This window comes from Chryseobacterium sp. 22458 (assembly GCF_052044975.1).
Classification (GTDB): Bacteria; Bacteroidota; Bacteroidia; order Flavobacteriales; family Weeksellaceae; genus Chryseobacterium.
This window is the reverse complement of sequence record NZ_JBQEOA010000001.1, coordinates 1,311,774-1,329,640: the sequence shown is the minus strand read 5'-3', so window position 1 is coordinate 1,329,640 and position 17,867 is coordinate 1,311,774. Positions and strand designations below refer to the sequence as shown.

General features: G+C 37.5%; 17 protein-coding genes and 1 tRNA gene. 14 read left to right on the top strand and 4 right to left on the bottom strand.

Annotated features, from left to right (window positions below):
• The first annotated feature begins 81 nt into the window (after nt 1-81).
• From ACTJJF_RS05920 to ACTJJF_RS05900, 5 genes are all read left to right on the top strand, one after another.
• Nucleotides 82-155, top strand: a tRNA-Ala gene (locus ACTJJF_RS05920).
• A gap of 276 nt (nt 156-431) precedes the next feature.
• Entirely contained in the window at nt 432-1,136 is a 705-nt protein-coding gene (locus ACTJJF_RS05915; RefSeq protein ID WP_440699018.1) for a hypothetical protein, read from the top strand.
• A 140-nt stretch (nt 1,137-1,276) separates the two neighbouring features.
• The gene (locus tag ACTJJF_RS05910; RefSeq protein WP_440699017.1) at nt 1,277-2,077 is read left to right on the top strand and encodes a hypothetical protein; all 801 of its coding nucleotides are present in this window, start codon (nt 1,277-1,279) and stop codon (nt 2,075-2,077) included.
• A 58-nt stretch (nt 2,078-2,135) separates the two neighbouring features.
• Nucleotides 2,136-4,889 (top strand): hypothetical protein, encoded by a 2,754-nt coding sequence (locus tag ACTJJF_RS05905; RefSeq protein WP_440699016.1) that lies wholly within the window; start codon nt 2,136-2,138, stop codon nt 4,887-4,889.
• On the top strand, nt 4,882-5,892 hold the full coding sequence (locus ACTJJF_RS05900; RefSeq protein ID WP_440699015.1) for an NAD(P)/FAD-dependent oxidoreductase: 1,011 nt from the start codon (nt 4,882-4,884) through the stop codon (nt 5,890-5,892). Before ACTJJF_RS05905 ends, ACTJJF_RS05900 begins: the two co-directional genes overlap by 8 nt.
• A gap of 11 nt (nt 5,893-5,903) precedes the next feature.
• Here the strand turns inward: ACTJJF_RS05900 and ACTJJF_RS05895 are convergent, their stop codons facing one another.
• Both ACTJJF_RS05895 and ACTJJF_RS05890 read right to left on the bottom strand, forming a co-directional pair.
• The gene (locus ACTJJF_RS05895; RefSeq protein WP_440699014.1) at nt 5,904-6,476 is read right to left on the bottom strand and encodes a YdeI/OmpD-associated family protein; all 573 of its coding nucleotides are present in this window, start codon (nt 6,474-6,476) and stop codon (nt 5,904-5,906) included.
• 296 nt (nt 6,477-6,772) lie between these two features.
• The gene (locus ACTJJF_RS05890) at nt 6,773-7,456 is read right to left on the bottom strand and encodes a hypothetical protein (protein WP_312303767.1); all 684 of its coding nucleotides are present in this window, start codon (nt 7,454-7,456) and stop codon (nt 6,773-6,775) included.
• A 391-nt stretch (nt 7,457-7,847) separates the two neighbouring features.
• Between ACTJJF_RS05890 and ACTJJF_RS05885 the strand changes: the two genes are divergently transcribed.
• Nucleotides 7,848-8,219 (top strand): hypothetical protein, encoded by a 372-nt coding sequence (locus ACTJJF_RS05885; RefSeq protein WP_312303766.1) that lies wholly within the window; start codon nt 7,848-7,850, stop codon nt 8,217-8,219.
• Between the two features lie 36 nt (nt 8,220-8,255).
• Here ACTJJF_RS05885 and ACTJJF_RS05880 read toward each other — a convergent pair whose 3' ends face one another.
• Nucleotides 8,256-8,891 (bottom strand): hypothetical protein, encoded by a 636-nt coding sequence (locus tag ACTJJF_RS05880; RefSeq protein ID WP_440699013.1) that lies wholly within the window; start codon nt 8,889-8,891, stop codon nt 8,256-8,258.
• Nucleotides 8,892-9,044: 153 nt separating this feature from the next.
• On the opposite strand from ACTJJF_RS05880, the gene ACTJJF_RS05875 reads away from it, so the two are divergent.
• Complete coding sequence (locus tag ACTJJF_RS05875) at nt 9,045-9,617, top strand: C40 family peptidase (protein ID WP_312303762.1); 573 nt, start codon at nt 9,045-9,047, stop codon at nt 9,615-9,617.
• Nucleotides 9,618-9,820: 203 nt separating this feature from the next.
• Here ACTJJF_RS05875 and ACTJJF_RS05870 read toward each other — a convergent pair whose 3' ends face one another.
• The gene (locus ACTJJF_RS05870; protein WP_440699012.1) at nt 9,821-11,011 is read right to left on the bottom strand and encodes an MFS transporter; all 1,191 of its coding nucleotides are present in this window, start codon (nt 11,009-11,011) and stop codon (nt 9,821-9,823) included.
• Between the two features lie 88 nt (nt 11,012-11,099).
• Between ACTJJF_RS05870 and ACTJJF_RS05865 the strand changes: the two genes are divergently transcribed.
• From ACTJJF_RS05865 to ACTJJF_RS05835, 7 genes are all read left to right on the top strand, one after another.
• A complete protein-coding gene (locus ACTJJF_RS05865; protein ID WP_440699011.1) occupies nt 11,100-11,948 on the top strand; it encodes an AraC family transcriptional regulator in 849 nt (282 codons plus the stop codon).
• Nucleotides 11,949-12,152: 204 nt separating this feature from the next.
• Nucleotides 12,153-12,764 (top strand): methyltransferase family protein, encoded by a 612-nt coding sequence (locus ACTJJF_RS05860; RefSeq protein ID WP_440699010.1) that lies wholly within the window; start codon nt 12,153-12,155, stop codon nt 12,762-12,764.
• Between the two features lie 83 nt (nt 12,765-12,847).
• The gene (locus tag ACTJJF_RS05855) at nt 12,848-13,660 is read left to right on the top strand and encodes a 2,3,4,5-tetrahydropyridine-2,6-dicarboxylate N-succinyltransferase (protein WP_002979694.1); all 813 of its coding nucleotides are present in this window, start codon (nt 12,848-12,850) and stop codon (nt 13,658-13,660) included.
• Between the two features lie 30 nt (nt 13,661-13,690).
• On the top strand, nt 13,691-14,860 hold the full coding sequence (locus tag ACTJJF_RS05850) for a glycosyltransferase family 87 protein (protein WP_312303757.1): 1,170 nt from the start codon (nt 13,691-13,693) through the stop codon (nt 14,858-14,860).
• A gap of 5 nt (nt 14,861-14,865) precedes the next feature.
• Nucleotides 14,866-15,795 carry a glycosyltransferase family 2 protein gene (locus ACTJJF_RS05845; RefSeq protein WP_440699009.1) on the top strand — a complete coding sequence of 310 codons (930 nt, stop codon included), beginning with the start codon at nt 14,866-14,868 and terminating at the stop codon, nt 15,793-15,795.
• A gap of 1 nt (nt 15,796) precedes the next feature.
• Entirely contained in the window at nt 15,797-16,573 is a 777-nt protein-coding gene (locus ACTJJF_RS05840; protein WP_312303753.1) for a polysaccharide deacetylase family protein, read from the top strand.
• Nucleotides 16,570-17,667, top strand: coding sequence for a glycosyltransferase family 4 protein (locus ACTJJF_RS05835; protein WP_440699008.1), 1,098 nt, complete (start codon nt 16,570-16,572; stop codon nt 17,665-17,667). The genes ACTJJF_RS05840 and ACTJJF_RS05835 overlap by 4 nt, the downstream gene beginning before the upstream one ends.
• The last annotated feature ends 200 nt before the right edge of the window (nt 17,668-17,867 follow it).

The following is a 17,867-nucleotide window of genomic DNA, read 5'->3' as shown; positions in this document are numbered from 1 at the left end:
TTTTCATAATATTTAATAAAATTTCACTAAAAACATTTGCATATATCATTAAAATACTTACTTTTGTACCGCTTCAAAAATGGGGGATTGGCGCAGTTGGCTAGCGCGTTTGACTGGCAGTCAAAAGGTCACGGGTTCGAATCCCGTATTCTCCACTGATGTAAATGAAAAAATTTCAAAATACACTGAAACTTTAAAACCTGCAAAATAATTTTGCAGGTTTTTTTATTATAAAACTGAAGTAAATCTGGTAACTTTTCTTTAAGTCCATGATAAAGAAGCTGTAAGATATTTCTCTAAGATCTCTCAATAAATAATTTTTTTCCAGAAATAAGCTGTAACTTAGTTAAGTAAGTTCTTAATCTAAAACCTGTGTTATTAATTCATAGCTAAAGTTTCAGAACTTCATCATAACCATAAAACTATTTAACATGAAACCTCCAAAAATTCTTTGTATCCATGGCATCGGAGGAAAAGATGCTACCATTGACAAATGGTCTCATGATTGGCGAAAGGCTTTAAAAAAACATCTTAATATTACTGAAGATAACTATGTGGAATTTATGAAATTTGATGGTTTTTTCAGTGGTTACAATGCCAATCCGGCAGATTATGGAAAATTTATAGCCAGGGCATTTTTAGATTTTTTAGGATTGAATAAAAGCGAAAAAATGCTTGGGCGGAATTGGCTTGATGATTACCCGGACATGGTTGTTGAGTTCATGCAGGAACCTCAGCTGCGATACGACTTGCGGAAAGAATTAAAAAAACATCTGATAGAATTTAAGCCTGATATCATCTATGCACACAGCCTGGGTTCGTTGATGTGCTATGATTTCTTTTTACAGGATGAAAATAAAGCAGGATATCATGAAACGACACTCGTAACTGCCGGATCACAGTTAGGAAATAAGCTGATCCAATCCAGTTTTCCCATTGTGGATCTCCCTGTAAGGAACTGGTATAACCTGAACAACGAAAATGATATCGTTTTTGCATGCAGGGATATCCTTTCTACCTACCCGAACTTTAAACAGATTGAAACTTCTTTTAAAGAAGGATTCATAAACCACGACGGATTCCGGTATCTGGACCATCCAAAAACTGTTTCAGAGGTTTGGAGCCTGTTTAAATAGTACATTACAGTATATTCATCGTGAAAAGTATTATATATTGCCCCCTGATTCTTTATTTAGAAAAGTAGCCGTTGGCGACAGTTCTGCTATTCCGACCTTGAATAACCCAATAACCATTATAAACTCATTAAAATTAAATTATGGATCCCATTGAAAAAGAAATTACCCAATTGTGGTGGAATATATACGGTAGCTGCTTTACCGGAACTTCCCTGAATAAAAAGAATGCCCTGTTTATGTCTACAGGTAACAGAATACCTTCCGGATCTGTATTCACTCTCAAAAAGAATATCTTTTCAAAAATTACAGACAAAAGTTTAATTTTTAGTTATCCTACACTCCGGAAAATAAAAGGCTTCCCGGAATTGAAAAATGCTGACCTCAGCGCTACACCATCCTGTGTTTCTAAGCTCCAATATTCCAATAATACTGCAATTGATATCTATGGAAAACTATTGGACGGAACAGGGATAGGGAAGATCAATGCCGAATTGCAGGTTTTACTGAAGAAAGCTAAAGCCCTTGATATACATATTTCCCAGTGGGGGCAGGATCTGATTGAAGAAGGCCTTCTTGAAATTTTTCTTCAGGATGAATTTTCACGGCAAAACCCTGTTATAGCAAAGATTATGGATGGAGAACACTATATTGCCACTGACGGCATATGGGTGAAAGGAATGTCATTTGCCTATCAGCTGGATAAAGACTCAGTAACCAGGATTGCAGCGATTTATGAACAACACAAGCAGGAATTCATGCAGTTTGGAGTAACCATTGATATTGCTTCTTCAACCAATTTGAGCACAAGCTTTAAGTATGCAGAAAATTTTTATCCTTTTTTGAAATTCAGGAAAATAGAGAAAAACGGGAACATTAAGATTTTGGGTAAAAACCAGGGGAATAAAGCTGTCATCTTATCGGAGGCGGACTTTTCAGATTGAAATGTAAAAGGATTTTTATCAAAAATTTTTTTAGCGGAATCAAAACACATTTTTAACCATGGAAAGAAAAGAATTTATTAAGACAGCTTCTTTGGCTGTGTTGGGCTTATCCTGTTTTCCGATGAACAATATATTCAGCAGCTTGCCTAAGATCACTTCAACAGGTGATGCGCTCGGTTATCTGGCCAGACCTTCTGCTGATTTAGCTCAAAGAATGGGCAAACTCTTGCAGTGGATGAAAGAAAATGGATGGATTTCATATCTGGAATCTGTGCTTGGGATGAAGCTTCCAGAGAAACGGGAAGAATGGCTAAAACCTTTGAACAGCACAGTCCTAAGCAGATTACAGCAGAAAAGTGAATATAAAGACTTTGGTGGCGACAGTCTTCTGAATCCGGGATTTCCGCAATTCAGCCTGATCTATCATCTGTTGGCGAGCCCAAGAGTTCGCCCGGCAACTGTTACTGCTTATCCGGGGATTGAAGATCTGGATCTGCTTGAAGACTATATCTTTAGCATGACAGAGTTTCCTGCAGATTTAGCAGATTCAAAAAAATATGCGTTGGCAGTTCTGGCTTATGAGTATCGGCCTGCTTATAAAATACCCGTTCCTTTGGATATGCCGGAAGAACACAAAATTCATGCTGATTTCGTATTTTCACGGGCGGGCATTGGCCGTATAGGAGACCAACCTTATCATTATGACCCAGTTATGCGGTCATATACCAATCGGCCTGCCGGCGATCTGCATCAAAAGAATATTGCTGTTACCCCAGCCCGGTATGCTCTGTTTTTGGTTGAGATCATATCCCTTGGAGACCTTCATAATCCTGCTATTTCACTGCTCAGCTATGAGAAAAAAGATCATAATAGAGAGTTTTTGCGCCCAATCCGTAAGATCATTAAAAATGAAGACCTGAATTTTATATATGGCGAGTATCATCGTAATGAAAAATTACAGAGGCTGGCCACCTTTAAGATAGAAGCAAAAAAAGGAGAGGATCAGGTTATCGTTTCGCCTGGGGATAAATTAGACAAAGCACCATTTTTGCGGATCAGTGCACAGAAAGAAACGGGAGAGAAGCTTATTTCTGATTCCAGTGATATGGTATCATTAGAATTAAAAGGCTCATCAATATTGCTGTCTTCAATACCGGCACCTTTTGTACGGCCTGCATTTCAGGAGAGTAAAAGAGTTACGGTAAAGGTTCCCCGTGTTTGGAAATCAGTTCTTTATTCTAACCGTCGGTATGCAAGTTTCAAACTGATACCACCGGACAGTAAAGATGGCACAGATCTTATCATAACAGATGGTATTTTTCGTAAGACAAGAAAAACTGCAAAATTTGGTACAGCCCGGAATGCACCGCTGTTTGCCAATATAAAATTTATGCAGAAAGAAGGAAAGGAAATTCATCTTGATGGGGATTATAAAGAATTTCAGGATACAATTGATAACGGCAGATATGAAGCCGGTCTTTTTGAAGACAGTATATGTGACGGCTGTATTCAGGCAAAGCTTAGTGATGATGCACCTCTTTCATTCAGGAAATTGACTATAATGCCTGCTTTTTCTGTGGTAACGGCCCCGGATTTTTTTCCGCTGGTAGATAGTGATGATATCTACGAATATTACAGAGAAATGGATTATGCGATGGATGAACATTTTCTGGAAGGAGGAACCTCAAATTTAAGCTGGCTTCGTTTGCGGGCCAATAAAGGAATAAAAGATCCTTTTAAAATGGATGAGGCTGCTTTTCCGGTAGATCAGAGAACCGGTGATAGCATTTTTGCTGTTGCGTGCCTTAATGCCAATCGTAAATACGGTACCAATGAATATCATATTAATTTTAAAAGAGATTATAAAGCGACTACCTTTTTACCGGATTCGGCTTCCGGTATTTTCTATCCGGGCTGGGATGCCACTTTTAGCAGTGATGAAAAGGATAAAGATCGTTTTTTTGCAACATTTGGTCTTGGATCGCCCTTTCCTGAAGATATGAAACTCTGTGCTGCCGCTAATGGAATGTGGCCTGTAGCTTCGCCGGATGCAGGACGTACATTTCAGGGAGGGCTGGAGCCCATCACAGGAATAGGAAGAAAACCATCAACTTCAATTCCTTTAATGGACGAAGAAATCGGATATCATAAATATTCTCCCTATGTGCAGGATTTTTCACATGATCCATCTTTTGGATGGGATGGGGAACAGGGCCCTTATATACAAAGAATAGCTACGGAAGGAGGAAAACGATTTGTTAATTTTACAGATATTGCACGGGCTGATTACGTTGAAAACTGTCTGAACCCCAAAATAGGCTTTGATATGTCCAGATTACGGGAGCTTGACAGCAAAGAAGTTATAAGCAGAATGGATGCTTTACGGCATTGTGTAAGAAGGATTGACCGTAAAATAATCTTTAAACATGTGCAGTATACCAAATACTGGCTTGTAGCTGCGATGCCGGTTTCTGACTGGAAAACAGGTTTTAAAGCAGATTGCATCCCGAAATCATTCATCGGAAAAGACAATAATTGGATAAAAGGAGGTCGTTGTTTAGAAAAAGAAGGGTATCTTTTCATCTTTGCATTGATCAATAATGCTGAAAAATCAATAGACTGTTTCGATGAAAATGACAGCAAAAGAAGGATTCAGGAAATCAAAGAGCTGTGTGTCTGCAAGATTGAGAAAAAGAATCTCTGTGATCCGGAAATAGACAACGCAGATCAGCCTTATAATTTGACCTGGTGCAGTCTGAAGGGAGATTTTGACCGGATTGCAGGCGAAAATATAAAATGGTACAATGGCTAGCAATGATTATGATGTGATTATTTTAGGGGCCGGGCCTGCAGGACTTTCAGCAGCGGTCACATTACAGACTTCCGGTTTGCGTACAGTCGTTATTGACCGTATATCAAAAGCAACACAGAAAACCTTTACTGTTGAAAGCATTCATCCAGGTGTTATCCGGCAATTGGAATATATGGATCTGGCAGAGGGAATCGGCTGCAGTTTCAAAGGCAGATATAATCGGATAAGTAATGGTGACCACTGGAAGAGCCTTAATCCGTATTCCGATGAAATATGGTACGGATATCATATCTGTAAAGAAAATTTTATTCAGAGCATCTGTCACCAGGCAGAGCAGAAAGGGGTATACATCAAAAAGACAGAACATTTTCCGAAGCCGGAATGGAATGAATCATTGGGAAACATGATCACACTGGGACCTGAACGGATTAAGGGAACATTTCTTATTGATGCTACCGGACGCAAACGTGCAGGCCAAAGAGATCTGAAAAATAAAGTGATACAATATTCTCCCGAATATCTCGTAATGGCAGGGGTACAAAATTCTGCATCTGAGGAATTTACGGAAGATGAAACTGCTTATTTTCTTCCTGGCGAAAATTATTGGATATGGATAGGGCAGTTGGATGATCAAAGACAATGCTGGACCGCCGTCTTCAGGAAAAACGACTGGAAATCTTTTCGTAAAGAAAAACTGGCAGTTGATCTTGAAACAGCAGACCGCTGGGCTTCCATTCCATGGGAATTTGCCATGCAGCCTGAGATGCCCGGTGTATTTGCCTGTGGTGATGCTGTAGGACTGCTTGATCCTGCTTCCGGAAAAGGAATCTTTAATGCAATCGAATCAGGAGTTATGGCTGCAAAAGCTGTACGCAGTGTTTTAGATTTCCCTGGAGAAGAACAGCTGATAAAATATACCTTCCAGCAATGGTCGGAAGACCGTTTTCTTGCAATGGCCAATCAATTAAAAGCATCCTATGATCAATTGGGAATCAGAATCTGATCCATCAAAATTTATTGAAGATGTTTCGGCATCTTTTGTTGTGCTGCCTGTTCTGCGATTTCATCAATACGCTTCTTTCTGGTTTCCGGCCGTTTTGCCAAAACAATCCATTGCAGAAGTATTTTTTTTCCTGATTTGCTAAGGCTTAAAAAATATTCTTTTGCTCCCTGATGCTGCTTAAATGCTTCTTCCAGATCATCTGGAATGTGTAATTCTTCAACACTGTCTAAGATTGTCCATGAACCGTTTTGTTTGGCGATTTTAATGGTTTCATGTCCGGCAGAAGTCATCAGGTTACTTTCTATAAGCCTTTTAACTTTTTCTTTGTTAATTTTTGACCAGGTACTGTTAGGCTTCCGTTTACTGAATAACTGTTTAAAAGAAAATTCATCCACTGTTTTTCTGGTACTGTCAATCCATCCGAAGCAAAGAGCTTCATCCACCAATTCACTCCACTGAACTGTAGGCAGGTCAGATTTCTTTGTATTGCAGACGAGCCACACAGACTGTTCCTTCTGGTGATTTTCTTCCAGCCATTGTCTCCATTCCGATTTTGTATTGATGTATATGCTTTGTCTTTCCATAGAATGATTTTAAAGTATAAATTTAAAAAACAGTAATGACAATAGTCTGTCAGTATACATAAATGTTTTTTTAACTAATGCATTATCAATAAACTGTCTGATTATGATTCCACTCATATAGAATCGGATGGATATTATCTACTTTTACTCAAGTTTTTCATTCATTCCCCATAATTATGAGCCTCCAGACCGGAGGCTTTCTCTGTGGATGAGAAAATGAACTCCCGCCGGATATTGTGCAAAATAAAACAGCCACATTATTCATTTGCGGCTGTTTTATAGAAATCAGATTTGTATTATAAACTTCTTGAGCGTGCTATATTGATAAGATATACAAGATGTGCATACATATTTCGTTTCACAGACTCTACTTTTATATTTCCGGTAGCCTGATTGATGGTTGTAACAAGATCGGTATTGCACTGCCCTCCGAAATTACCACTTCCCAGATAGTTTACTGTATTATCAACTGGATAAGTAATTCTTGGATAGTCTGGTGCAGTCTGATTGGCAATTGCTGTCACTGTATTATACCCTTTGTTGTCCACATAACGGGCCGTCCATGTTCCTAAGAACTGACCATTAGAGGTATTGATACCCTGTCCCACAATTATTTGCGTGTCTACAGGATTGGTAAACCCGGCACAGGAAGTATAGTGATTGATAGAAACTGTACAGGATGAAGCATTGTCACCTGGCTGAAAGCATTTTCCTTCGTAGATTGTGGACCTTTGTTCAGCCGAAGACGTTGAAGTGTTCAATACAGCTTTGGGAGCAAAAATTTCTTCAGGAGAAATAAGGGTTAAAACTCCCTGCGCATCGGCTGCAACAATTTTTCTTTCAGCATTTGCAAGTCCTCTTACTCTTACCAGACCATTTACATCTAAAGTGTGGGTTGGAGTAGTGGTATTGATCCCAACCTGTGCTGTCAGGCCGCCATACATCGCAATTGCTGTCAAAAAGAAAGTTTTTGTTTTCATATTAAAATTTGAATAGGTTTATTTTTTCACTAAGTTAGGAAATATATTGTAAATTGAAATAAAAAAATATTTTAAATGCGATATAAAATGAATTTAAAAATTATGATATGATAATTGTGATAGTTTTTGCATTATTTATATTTTATGCGTAAGGATAGCTCAAAATAGTTATATCATCTGTTTGTTTGAAAAATATTTGTATTTTAGCCGAAATTTATTGTTTTTTAATAAACATATTGGAGCCTGATTAAAATTCAGATAATTTGATTAAAAAATTAGTAGATTTGCACGGAACAAAAAACAATACAATATTAGGTACTATTCTCTACAGCATTCACCAATGAATAGTGAAGAGAAAACCAGAAATTTTAGGATATAAACTACTGAAACTATGAAGAAACTTTTTTTACTTTTATTAACGGCGTTTTTATTTATTGGCTGCAGTTCTAATGATGATACCATTTATGATTATGTGGGAACATGGTCTGGTAGCTATGACGGGAGCGATAAAGGCGTATGGAACTTCGTGGTAGATACCAATGGTAAGGTGGTAGGAACCATGCATTCTGATGTTAATAATGAAAACTATAGTATTTCCGGAAATTTAAGTGAGACAGGAGATCTTAATGCAAAAGTAGGTTTTCCGTCATCAGGAGGTGATTTCAGAGGCACACTGAGCACGGATAAAAAAGGAAACGGAAGCTGGGCCAATTCACTTCCCACCCCTGCAAAATCAGGATCCTGGAAAGGAGAGAAAAAATAAATAAAAAGTCTGCATTACACAATGCAGACTTTTTATTTATAAGAATCCCATATGGGTTATTTCCTGATCTTCATTCTCAAGAATTACTACATAAAGCAGAAAATCCTTTTCCAGGAAATGTTTTTTAAAAACCGGTTCCCGATGATCGAGAGAAACTGTTTCTTCTTTATATTCCGTACTGTAGTTTTCAGAATCCAGCTTAATCGTTAAAATAACGGCTTTATCTGCATTGTAGTTTCCATTCACATATAAAGTTTGTTCCCGGATGGTGATACCGTCGTTTATATTTTTCGTATTCCCAAAACAGAATGTCTTCAGGAGCTTCTTTCCTTCTTCAGTTTTTAACCCGTTTTCAACCGTTCGCTGACCTCTTCCGGATATCACATCCAAATCTTTAATCTCAGTCATCAGCTTTGCAAACTTCTGATAGAGTAGGGGATCGCCTGCTTTTTTAATATAACTGTCAAGACTTTTCCTTATAGCTTTGCCTATTTTGGAGCAATGCCCGAATTCCGTACTGTTTTGCCTTACCTTCTCATAAGACGGATTCTTTTTATAGGCCGCTTTATTGAACCCGCTTTTCTTCCGAACTACATTTTTCCCGTTCAGATTATAGAATACGAGGTCGCCTACAGCCCCTGTGATCTTGATCAGACTTTCATAAGTTGCCATATCATCAAACTTAGCCTCAAATATACCAATAATTATATGAAAACAAAATTTTAACATATATTTATAATATAGTTGTAGTATAGTTATAGTATAATTAAAATATAAAATGTATATTTGTCATGAATTGCCTAATCAAGTATAAATCAGATGAATATGGGAACGGGATTATTTCAGAAAAAAATAAGAATAAAGCAGCTGTCTGTTTTACTGATTGTCTCTGCTTTGGCGGTTTCCTGCGGTTCTTCCAAAAATGCTTCTGCCGGTAAGAAATCCGGGACTAAGACAGTAGCCAAATCTGAAAACCTCAGAAAACTGGATTCGAAATTTGATGGTAAAGTGCCAAGATCTGTCAATGATATATTGAAAGATGCTGAAAAATATATTGGAACTCCCTATAAATTCGGAGGAAACACATCATCAGGATTTGATTGCTCAGGATTTACCGTAAAAGTTTTTGAAGAAAATGCCTTTACCCTTCCCAGAAGATCTTCTGATCAGGCAGAAACAGGAAAAAATATAGACATCAGGGAGGTGAAGCCGGGAGATTTACTCTTTTTTGCTACGGCAGGAGGAAGCCGGGTATCCCATGTAGGAATTGTTCATGATATCGGGCCTGACGGAGAAGTGAAATTCATTCATGCCTCAACTTCCAAAGGCGTTATTATCTCGTCACTGAATGAAAAATACTGGAATAAAGCCTATCTTCATGCTCAACGGGTTCTGTAATAGTGAAAGAAACAGAAATTAGGTAAAAAGAATTATCAAAGAAAAGCATATTGAAAAGACAATGGAATTTATTATTTGTGATGAAATGTAAAAGATAGTTATCACATATCATGATTTGTATAAAATCTATTGGCTTTAGCTGAAATCTAATAATAAGCAATTTCATTTTTCATGGAATTGCTTATTATTATATAATGGAAGGTTTACATATGTTTACAAACAGATACGGCAAGCTCTTTTTCGTCTTCATTTTCTTCGTCAGCAGTAATTTTTTCAGGAAAAGAAAAGAAACTCAGAAAAAATGTAGCACCCAGCAGAAGAACACTCACGGAAAGAACATGCTGAACACCATAATAAGAGCTGACGATGCCTCCAAGAAATGCACCTAATGAAATTCCGATATTAAAGGATGAGGTAAGTAAACTGTTCACAAACTCCAATGCATGGTGGGGAATAGTTTGGGTAGTCCGGATATTGCAGACCAGAAAACCACCGGTATGAATCATGCCCCAAAGAGACACAATAATAATCATCGGAATAAAAACTCCACCCAGAAAATAGGCAAGGACCTGTACTGTAATGAGCAGGAGTAAGAATACTCTTGTCGTGATCTTTACATTCCGGTTTAAAGCCAGTCCCATAAGCCAGTTCCCAAGTGTTCCCATCCCTCCGAAAAGCAGCAGCATCATGCTGATCTGTGCACCATTCATCTTAGTGATTTCCTCAAGATATGCCGTAAGATAGGTATAGCTGGAAAACATGGCAGCCAGTGTACCAATAGTTGAAACCAGATTGATCCACAAAAAAGGATTTTTTAATACAGTAAATTGATTCTGTTCATGTTTTTCCTTTTCTGCAGGCATGGAAGGAATGAAGAACAATAATCCCATAAATGCAATTAAGCTGATGGCACTGCTTAGAAAGAAGGAAGCCTTCCAGTTATGAAAGAGATCAGCCGCATAGGTCGTCATCGGAATACCAAGAACGGTAGCAAGGCTTAGCCCAAGCATTACGGTAGATACCCCTTTTGCACCCCTTTCCTTAAAGGCTATGGCAATGGAAATATTCCAGAACAGCGGATGCAGTATGGCTGGTAATACACGGGCAATCATAAGCATCGTAAAGTTTGTGGAAAAAGCAGATATAAGATTAGAAAGTACAAATATGCTCATCACAAGGCATAAAAGGAACTTACGGTTTATTTTACTCGTAAACGAAGTGATAAAAGGAGAAGAAACGGCAACGGTAATGGCAAAAGCGCTCAATAACCATCCTGCAGCATCAATTGATACACCGAATTGTCTGCTGATGGTAGGAAGAATACCCACAACTCCAAATTCAGTAGTAATAATGCCGAAAGCACCCAGTGCCAGTACATAGATTGATCTTTTCATTGATTGTAATAATTTTGACGTAGCAAATTTGAACAGAAAAATTGTAAAAAATCAGTATATTTTAATGATAAATAAGTACTTTTACCACATGAAAAGAGAGAATATAGACCAGCTCGTAAAAGTAGAGTATCATGTCACTGAAAATTGTCCTTTAAAAGGCAGTCAATACTCCTTTTTTCAGATCATCTACGTAATTTCCGGACAAGGTTCTTTTACCATCAATAACAATATGGCGTCATATGGTAAAGGCAGCCTGATATTACTGACTCCTGATGATAAACATCATCTGGATATTGAGCAAAAGACCGAGCTTTTACTCGTAAAGTTCAGTGAACGCTATGTAAAGGATTATAAATGGAATAACATTAATTCAATAGGATGCTTGCTGTATGGTGCATCTTATCTTTCCGGCTGTATTTTACAGAATAAACCCGATATTGTTTTGGTAGACTCTATTGTCACTTCACTGCTCCATGGTCTGAACCATCCGGATCTTTATCAGGAAGAATTAACACTGCATTATGTGAATGCATTGATTGTGATCGCCGCAAGGAATATATCAAAGATGCGGGCTGAGTATACAGCATCCAATACCGACAAAAGAATTGTGGATATTATTAATTATATCCAGGGAAACATCCATGATCCGGCACTTTTAAAAGTATCTGTGATCGCTGGGGAATTCGGGCTTTCTGAGACCTACCTCGGCAGCTATTTTAAAAACCAGTGTGGAGAAACCATCACCCATTATATCCTGAATTATAAATTGAGATTAATCGAACACAGGCTGCTTTTCAGTGATATGAGAATTAATGAAATCGTCACCGAGTTTGGATTTTCAGATGAAAGCCATCTGAATAAATTCTTTAAAAAACAACATAATATGAGCCTGACTGAGTTTAAAAAAACAAAAGGAAAGGTTAAATCTATGCTTTAGATTTTTATTTAAATATTGTTGTATTTAAATGATTTGTAGTTATTCATATTCAATAGAAACGGGCTTTAGCCCGTTTAATAAAAAAATTAAATCATCAATTGGCTTTAGCCAAAACTTATAGAGGAGAGAGGAAGCCCACCTCGTCAAAAATTGCAATAGTATTGCACTTCATAACCACTGAACTTTGCCATAAATAAATTAACAATGGCAGATTTTATCAGATTCTTTATCCCTATCTACTTTATTTTGTTCTTTGCAGTCTCATTTTTGGGAATCAGTATAGTGGTTGCCCAAAAAATCGGGAAAAATCCAAATGTCTTACCAAAAGATGACTCGGCTTATGCCTTGATCGGGTGGTATTTCAAACTTATTCTGGCCGCCCTTTTTATATATACCATGCTACTTGTATGGTTTCCGGCACCCACAGAAAAGGCTTTTAAGATAACGGTCCTGGAAACTGAATTCATACAGTATGCAGGCGTAATCCTGATGATTTTTGCATTGATTTGGGTCGTAATGGCCCAGTTTCAGATGAAAGATTCATGGAGGATTGGTATTGATGATCAGATAAATACAAAGCTCATTACGACCGGATTGTTCCGCTTTTCAAGAAATCCTGTTTTTCTGGGAATGACCGTAAGTCTGGTAGGTTTTTTCTTGACTTTTCCTACGGTCATCGCTTTCTTTTTTTCTGTCATTGGATGTATTTTGATGCAGATTCAGATACGGCTTGAAGAAGAGCATCTGCTGAAACAGCACGGGCAGATTTATCTGGAGTATAAAATGAAGGTGAGCCGCATGCTGGGCCTTTATTAAAAGGATAACGTTAAAAATCGTTTTGCTGAACTTTTTTGTATCTTTGGCCAGTATAATTTTTCAAACTAATTTAAATAAGAAACATGTCGTTACAACAAACTATTGAAAATATCTGGGACAACAGAGATTTATTGCAGAATGAAGACAGCCAGAAGGCCATTAGAGAAGTTATTTCTTTGGTTGATAAAGGGGAACTTCGTACAGCAGAGCCTACTGAAAACGGATGGCAGGTAAATGAATGGGTGAAAAAAGCCGTGGTAATGTATTTCCCGATCCAGAAAATGGAAACTATTGAAGTAGGTCCGTTTGAATTTCATGACAAGATGCCTTTAAAGAGAAATTATGCTGAAAAAGGAGTGAGAGTTGTACCACATGCAGTGGCCAGAGAAGGGGCTTATATTGCTCCCGGAGTAATTATGATGCCTTCTTATGTAAATATCGGTGCGTATGTAGATTCAGGAACAATGGTAGATACATGGGCTACAGTAGGAAGTTGTGCACAGATCGGTAAAAATGTTCACCTGAGTGGCGGTGTAGGTATCGGTGGAGTATTGGAGCCGTTACAGGCAGCTCCGGTTATCATTGAAGATGACTGTTTCATCGGTTCCAGATGTATCGTGGTAGAAGGAGTTCATGTAGAAAAAGAAGCCGTATTGGGTGCAAACGTAGTATTGACAGCTTCTACAAAAATTATCGATGTTACAGGAGATACGCCTGTTGAAATCAAAGGAAGAGTTCCTGCACGCTCTGTAGTAATTCCTGGAAGCTATACAAAACAGTATCCTGCTGGCGAATATCAGGTTCCATGTGCATTGATCATCGGTCAGAGAAAAGAGTCTACAGACAAGAAAACATCCCTGAATGATGCATTGAGAGATAATAATGTAGCTGTTTAAGATTAATATTGTAAGCTAATACCACCAATCTTGAAAGAAAAATTTCTTAAAATATTGCTAAACCCTAAATATATATTTGGGGTTTATCTTATTATATCGGTTGTTACAGCAATTTCCAAATATCTGAGAGGAGATTATGCAATCAATAATTATCTGATTTTTAAAAACGTATTCTTTAATACCCTTCATCAGAAAAACTTATTCATCCATTATCCCGATCTTTATTTTGACTTAAATCATTACGGCGTATTTTTCAGTGCACTGATTGCTCCGTTTGCCATGATGCCGGACTGGCTGGGAATTTCACTCTGGAATATTGCTAATACTTTTATCTTCATCTACGGAGTCTATAAACTGCCGTTTTCAGATGCCAAAAAAGCGATCTTCGGGCTGCTTTGCCTACAGGAATACATTACGGCAGCGTTAAGCTTACAGTTTAATGTGGCATTAACAGGCCTTTTGCTGTTATCTGCAGTATACATTTATGAAAGAAAAGAAGTAAAATCGGTAACGGCAATTTTAATAGGAATATTCGTGAAAATCTACGGAATTGTAGGGCTTACCCAATTTTTCTTTATTAAAAACAAGACTAAGTTTATTCTTTCAGGAATTGGAATCGCCATTTTGTTTTTTGTACTTCCGATGGCCTATTCAAGTCCGCAGTTTGTCATTCAGTGCTATTCGGATTGGTTTCAGTCTATCGTAGAAAAGAATAACGAAAATCAGGTATTAGGAAATATGCAGGATATCTCATTAATGGGCTTTGTAAGAAGAGTTTTAGGAGATGCATCTATTTCTAACCTTGTGTTTTTAGCAGGTGGATTGCCCCTTTTTGCTTTACCTTACATCAGAATTAAGCAGTATAAACATTATGCCTTCCAACTGATGATTCTGGCTTCAACATTGCTGTTTCTGGTACTGTTCAGTTCCAGTTCAGAATCCCCAACTTATATTATTGCAGTGGTAGGTGTGTTGATCTGGTTTTTCCTTCAGAAAGAAAGAACTCCGCTGATCATCGGATTGTTGGTTTTCGTAATCATTTTTACATGCTTTTCAACGTCAGATTTATTTCCAAAATTTGTAAAAGAAAATTATATTATTAAATATTCATTAAAAGCAGTACCTTGTATTGTGATCTGGTTGAGAGTGACTTATGAGCTTTTAACAAAAGACTTTGAGAAAAATTACAGCCTGAATTAGTACATATGAAGAAAATTTCAATTGTAATTCCCGCCTATAACGAAGAAGGAAATGTTGCCATGATCCATCAGAAGATCAAAGAGGTTTTTGAGGGTCTGAACAGCTATGACTTTGAAATCATATTTGTAAATGACGGCAGCAGAGACAATACGCAACAAAAACTTGAAGAACTTTCCAACCGGTATGAAGAAGTGAAATTCATTGAATTTTCCCGGAATTTCGGACATCAGCCAGCTGTAAAGGCCGGAATGGACAATGCTCAGGGAAATGCAGTGATCTCTATGGATGGTGATCTCCAGCATCCACCGGAAATTATCCCCGAAATGATCAGAAAATGGGAAGAGGGATATGATGTGGTTTTTACCTTCAGAACCTATCCCAAAGAGATTTCCTTTTTTAAAAGAAAAACATCTGACCTGTTTTATAAACTTTTATCGAGCTTATCGGATGTTAATTTAACGAAAGGAGGAGGTTCGGATTTCAGATTGCTGGATGCAAAAGCAGTTGAAGTCATGAGAAACTTTAATGAAGACGATTTATTCCTCAGAGGATTAACAAGCTGGATGGGTTTCAAGCAGATTGGAATAGATTTTACCGCTGCAGAAAGACTTTCAGGAAAAAGCAGCTACAACCTTAAAAAGATGTTTACTTTCGCTTTTACAGGAATTACGGCTTTCAGTGTAAAACCACTTTATCTGGCAGCTTATCTGGGCTTTTTATTCTCCGCTCTTTCTGTAATCGGGTACGGAGTATATGTCATCCATTCATTTATTGCAAAAACCGAGATCTCAGGCTGGGCATCACTGATCATGACCATTGTTTTCTTTGGCGGTCTGCAACTGATCATTATGGGAATCATGGGAATTTATTTAGGTAAAATATTTAAACAGGTGAAAGACAGACCTAATTATATTATTAAAAACAAAAATTTTTAAAATGGTATTATTGAGTTTTGACATTGAAGAATTTGATATGCCGTTAGAATATAAGGGTGAAATTCCCTTTGAAAAACAAATTTCAATTTCACAGACAGGATTGGAAAGAATCTTAGACATCCTGAAAAAACATAACGCCAAAGCTACCTTTTTTTCTACAGTAGTCTTTGCAGAAAACAGTAAGCATCTTATTGCAAGATTACTGGAGGAAGGCCATGAGCTGGCTTCCCACACATGGTTTCATTCAGAGTTTGAAGACAGGCATCTGAAGGAGTCAAGAGAAAAACTGGAAGAATTATTTTCTACAAAAGTTACCGGATTGAGAATGCCAAGAATGATGCCTGTAGATGAAAAAGAGGTTGAAAAGGCTGGATATTCTTACAATTCTTCCATCAATCCCACATTTTTACCGGGAAGATATAATAATTTGAAAGTATCCAGGACCTATTTCAAGGAAGGAAATGTAACACAGGTACCGGCATCGGTATCACCTAATTTCAGAATTCCTTTGTTTTGGTTAAGCTTTCACAATTTTCCTTTATTTTTCTACAAAAAACTAGCTTCGGACTGTTTGAAAAAAGATCAGTATCTGAACATTTATTTTCATCCTTGGGAATTTGCGGAGATCAAAGACGAAGCTTTTAAACTTCCTGGCTTTACAGTAAAGAATTCAGGAAAAGACATGGTAGAAAGATTCGACTCGTTTGTAGGCTGGCTGAAAGAGAAAGGTCATTCATTCGGAACATTTCAGGAATTTCAAAAACAGATACAACGATGAAGATTGCTTTTGATGCCAAACGTTTTTTCCATAATACGTCCGGTCTGGGAAACTATTCAAGAGACCTTGTCAGAATACTTTCCCGCTACTTTCCGGAGAATGAATATCTGCTGCTCAATAAAAACAGATCTGAACGGGGGAAAGATATTCTGGAACAGCCTGATGTGAAATTTATCCAGACTTCAAAAGGAAACCTTTCCCGGCAGTTTAAAATGGGGAAGGATGCCCAGAAGCAGGGTGCCGATATCTTTCACGGTTTATCCGGCGAACTCCCTTTGAAATGGGACAAAAAGCCAATAAAAAAAATCGTTACCATTCACGATCTGATCTTTGTACGCTATCCAAAATATTATTCTTTTTTTGACCGGAAAATCCATTTCTGGAAATTTAAAAAGGCAGCAGATACAGCAGACAAGATCATCGCCATTTCAGAGCAGACAAAAAGGGATATCATTGAATTTTTAAAAGTCCCTGAAAGTAAAATTGAAGTTATTTATCAGGGCTGTCATAAAGCTTTTAAAGAGCAGCAGTCTCCGGAAATGATTCAAGAAACCATGGAGAAATTCAAGTTTCCCGAAAGATTTATCCTGAACGTTGGAACCATCGAAGAACGCAAAAACCTTTTGAATGTTGTAAAAGCCATCAACGGGACCGGAATTCCATTGGTAGTTGTGGGAAGAAAGACAAAATACTATCAGAAAATAGAAAACTTCCTGAAGAAAAACAAAATGCAGCAGCAGGTGCTTTTCCTGGAAGGTGTTTCTATGGATGAGCTGGCTGCCATCTATAAACTGGCTGATATATTTGTGTATCCCAGCTTCTTTGAAGGCTTCGGGATTCCTGTTATTGAAGCCCTTTTTTCCAATACAGTTGTCGTAACGAGCAATACAAGCTGCCTGCCCGAAGCGGGAGGAAAAGATTCAGTGTATATCAATCCTGATAATGAACTTGACATCAGGGCTAAGATTAAATTTTTATGGGAAAATGAATCCGAAAGAAAACGCCGTGCTGAAAAGGGTTTCGGGTTTGTTCAGAAGTTTAATGATGAGCCTATAGCCAGAGAGCTGATGAATTTTTATCAAAAAATTATCTGAAAAAACTTTGCATTTTAAAAATAAACCCTACATTTGCATCATAATTCAATACAATGAAGTCAATATTTTTAGCATTACATCATTATCATCATCATATCTGTTAGACGGAATTGATTGATATAGGATTGTGCTAAAATCAAAAATAATTAAAAACCGTCTGAGTAAATAGACGGTTTTTTTGTTCCTGAATTCTCCTCAGA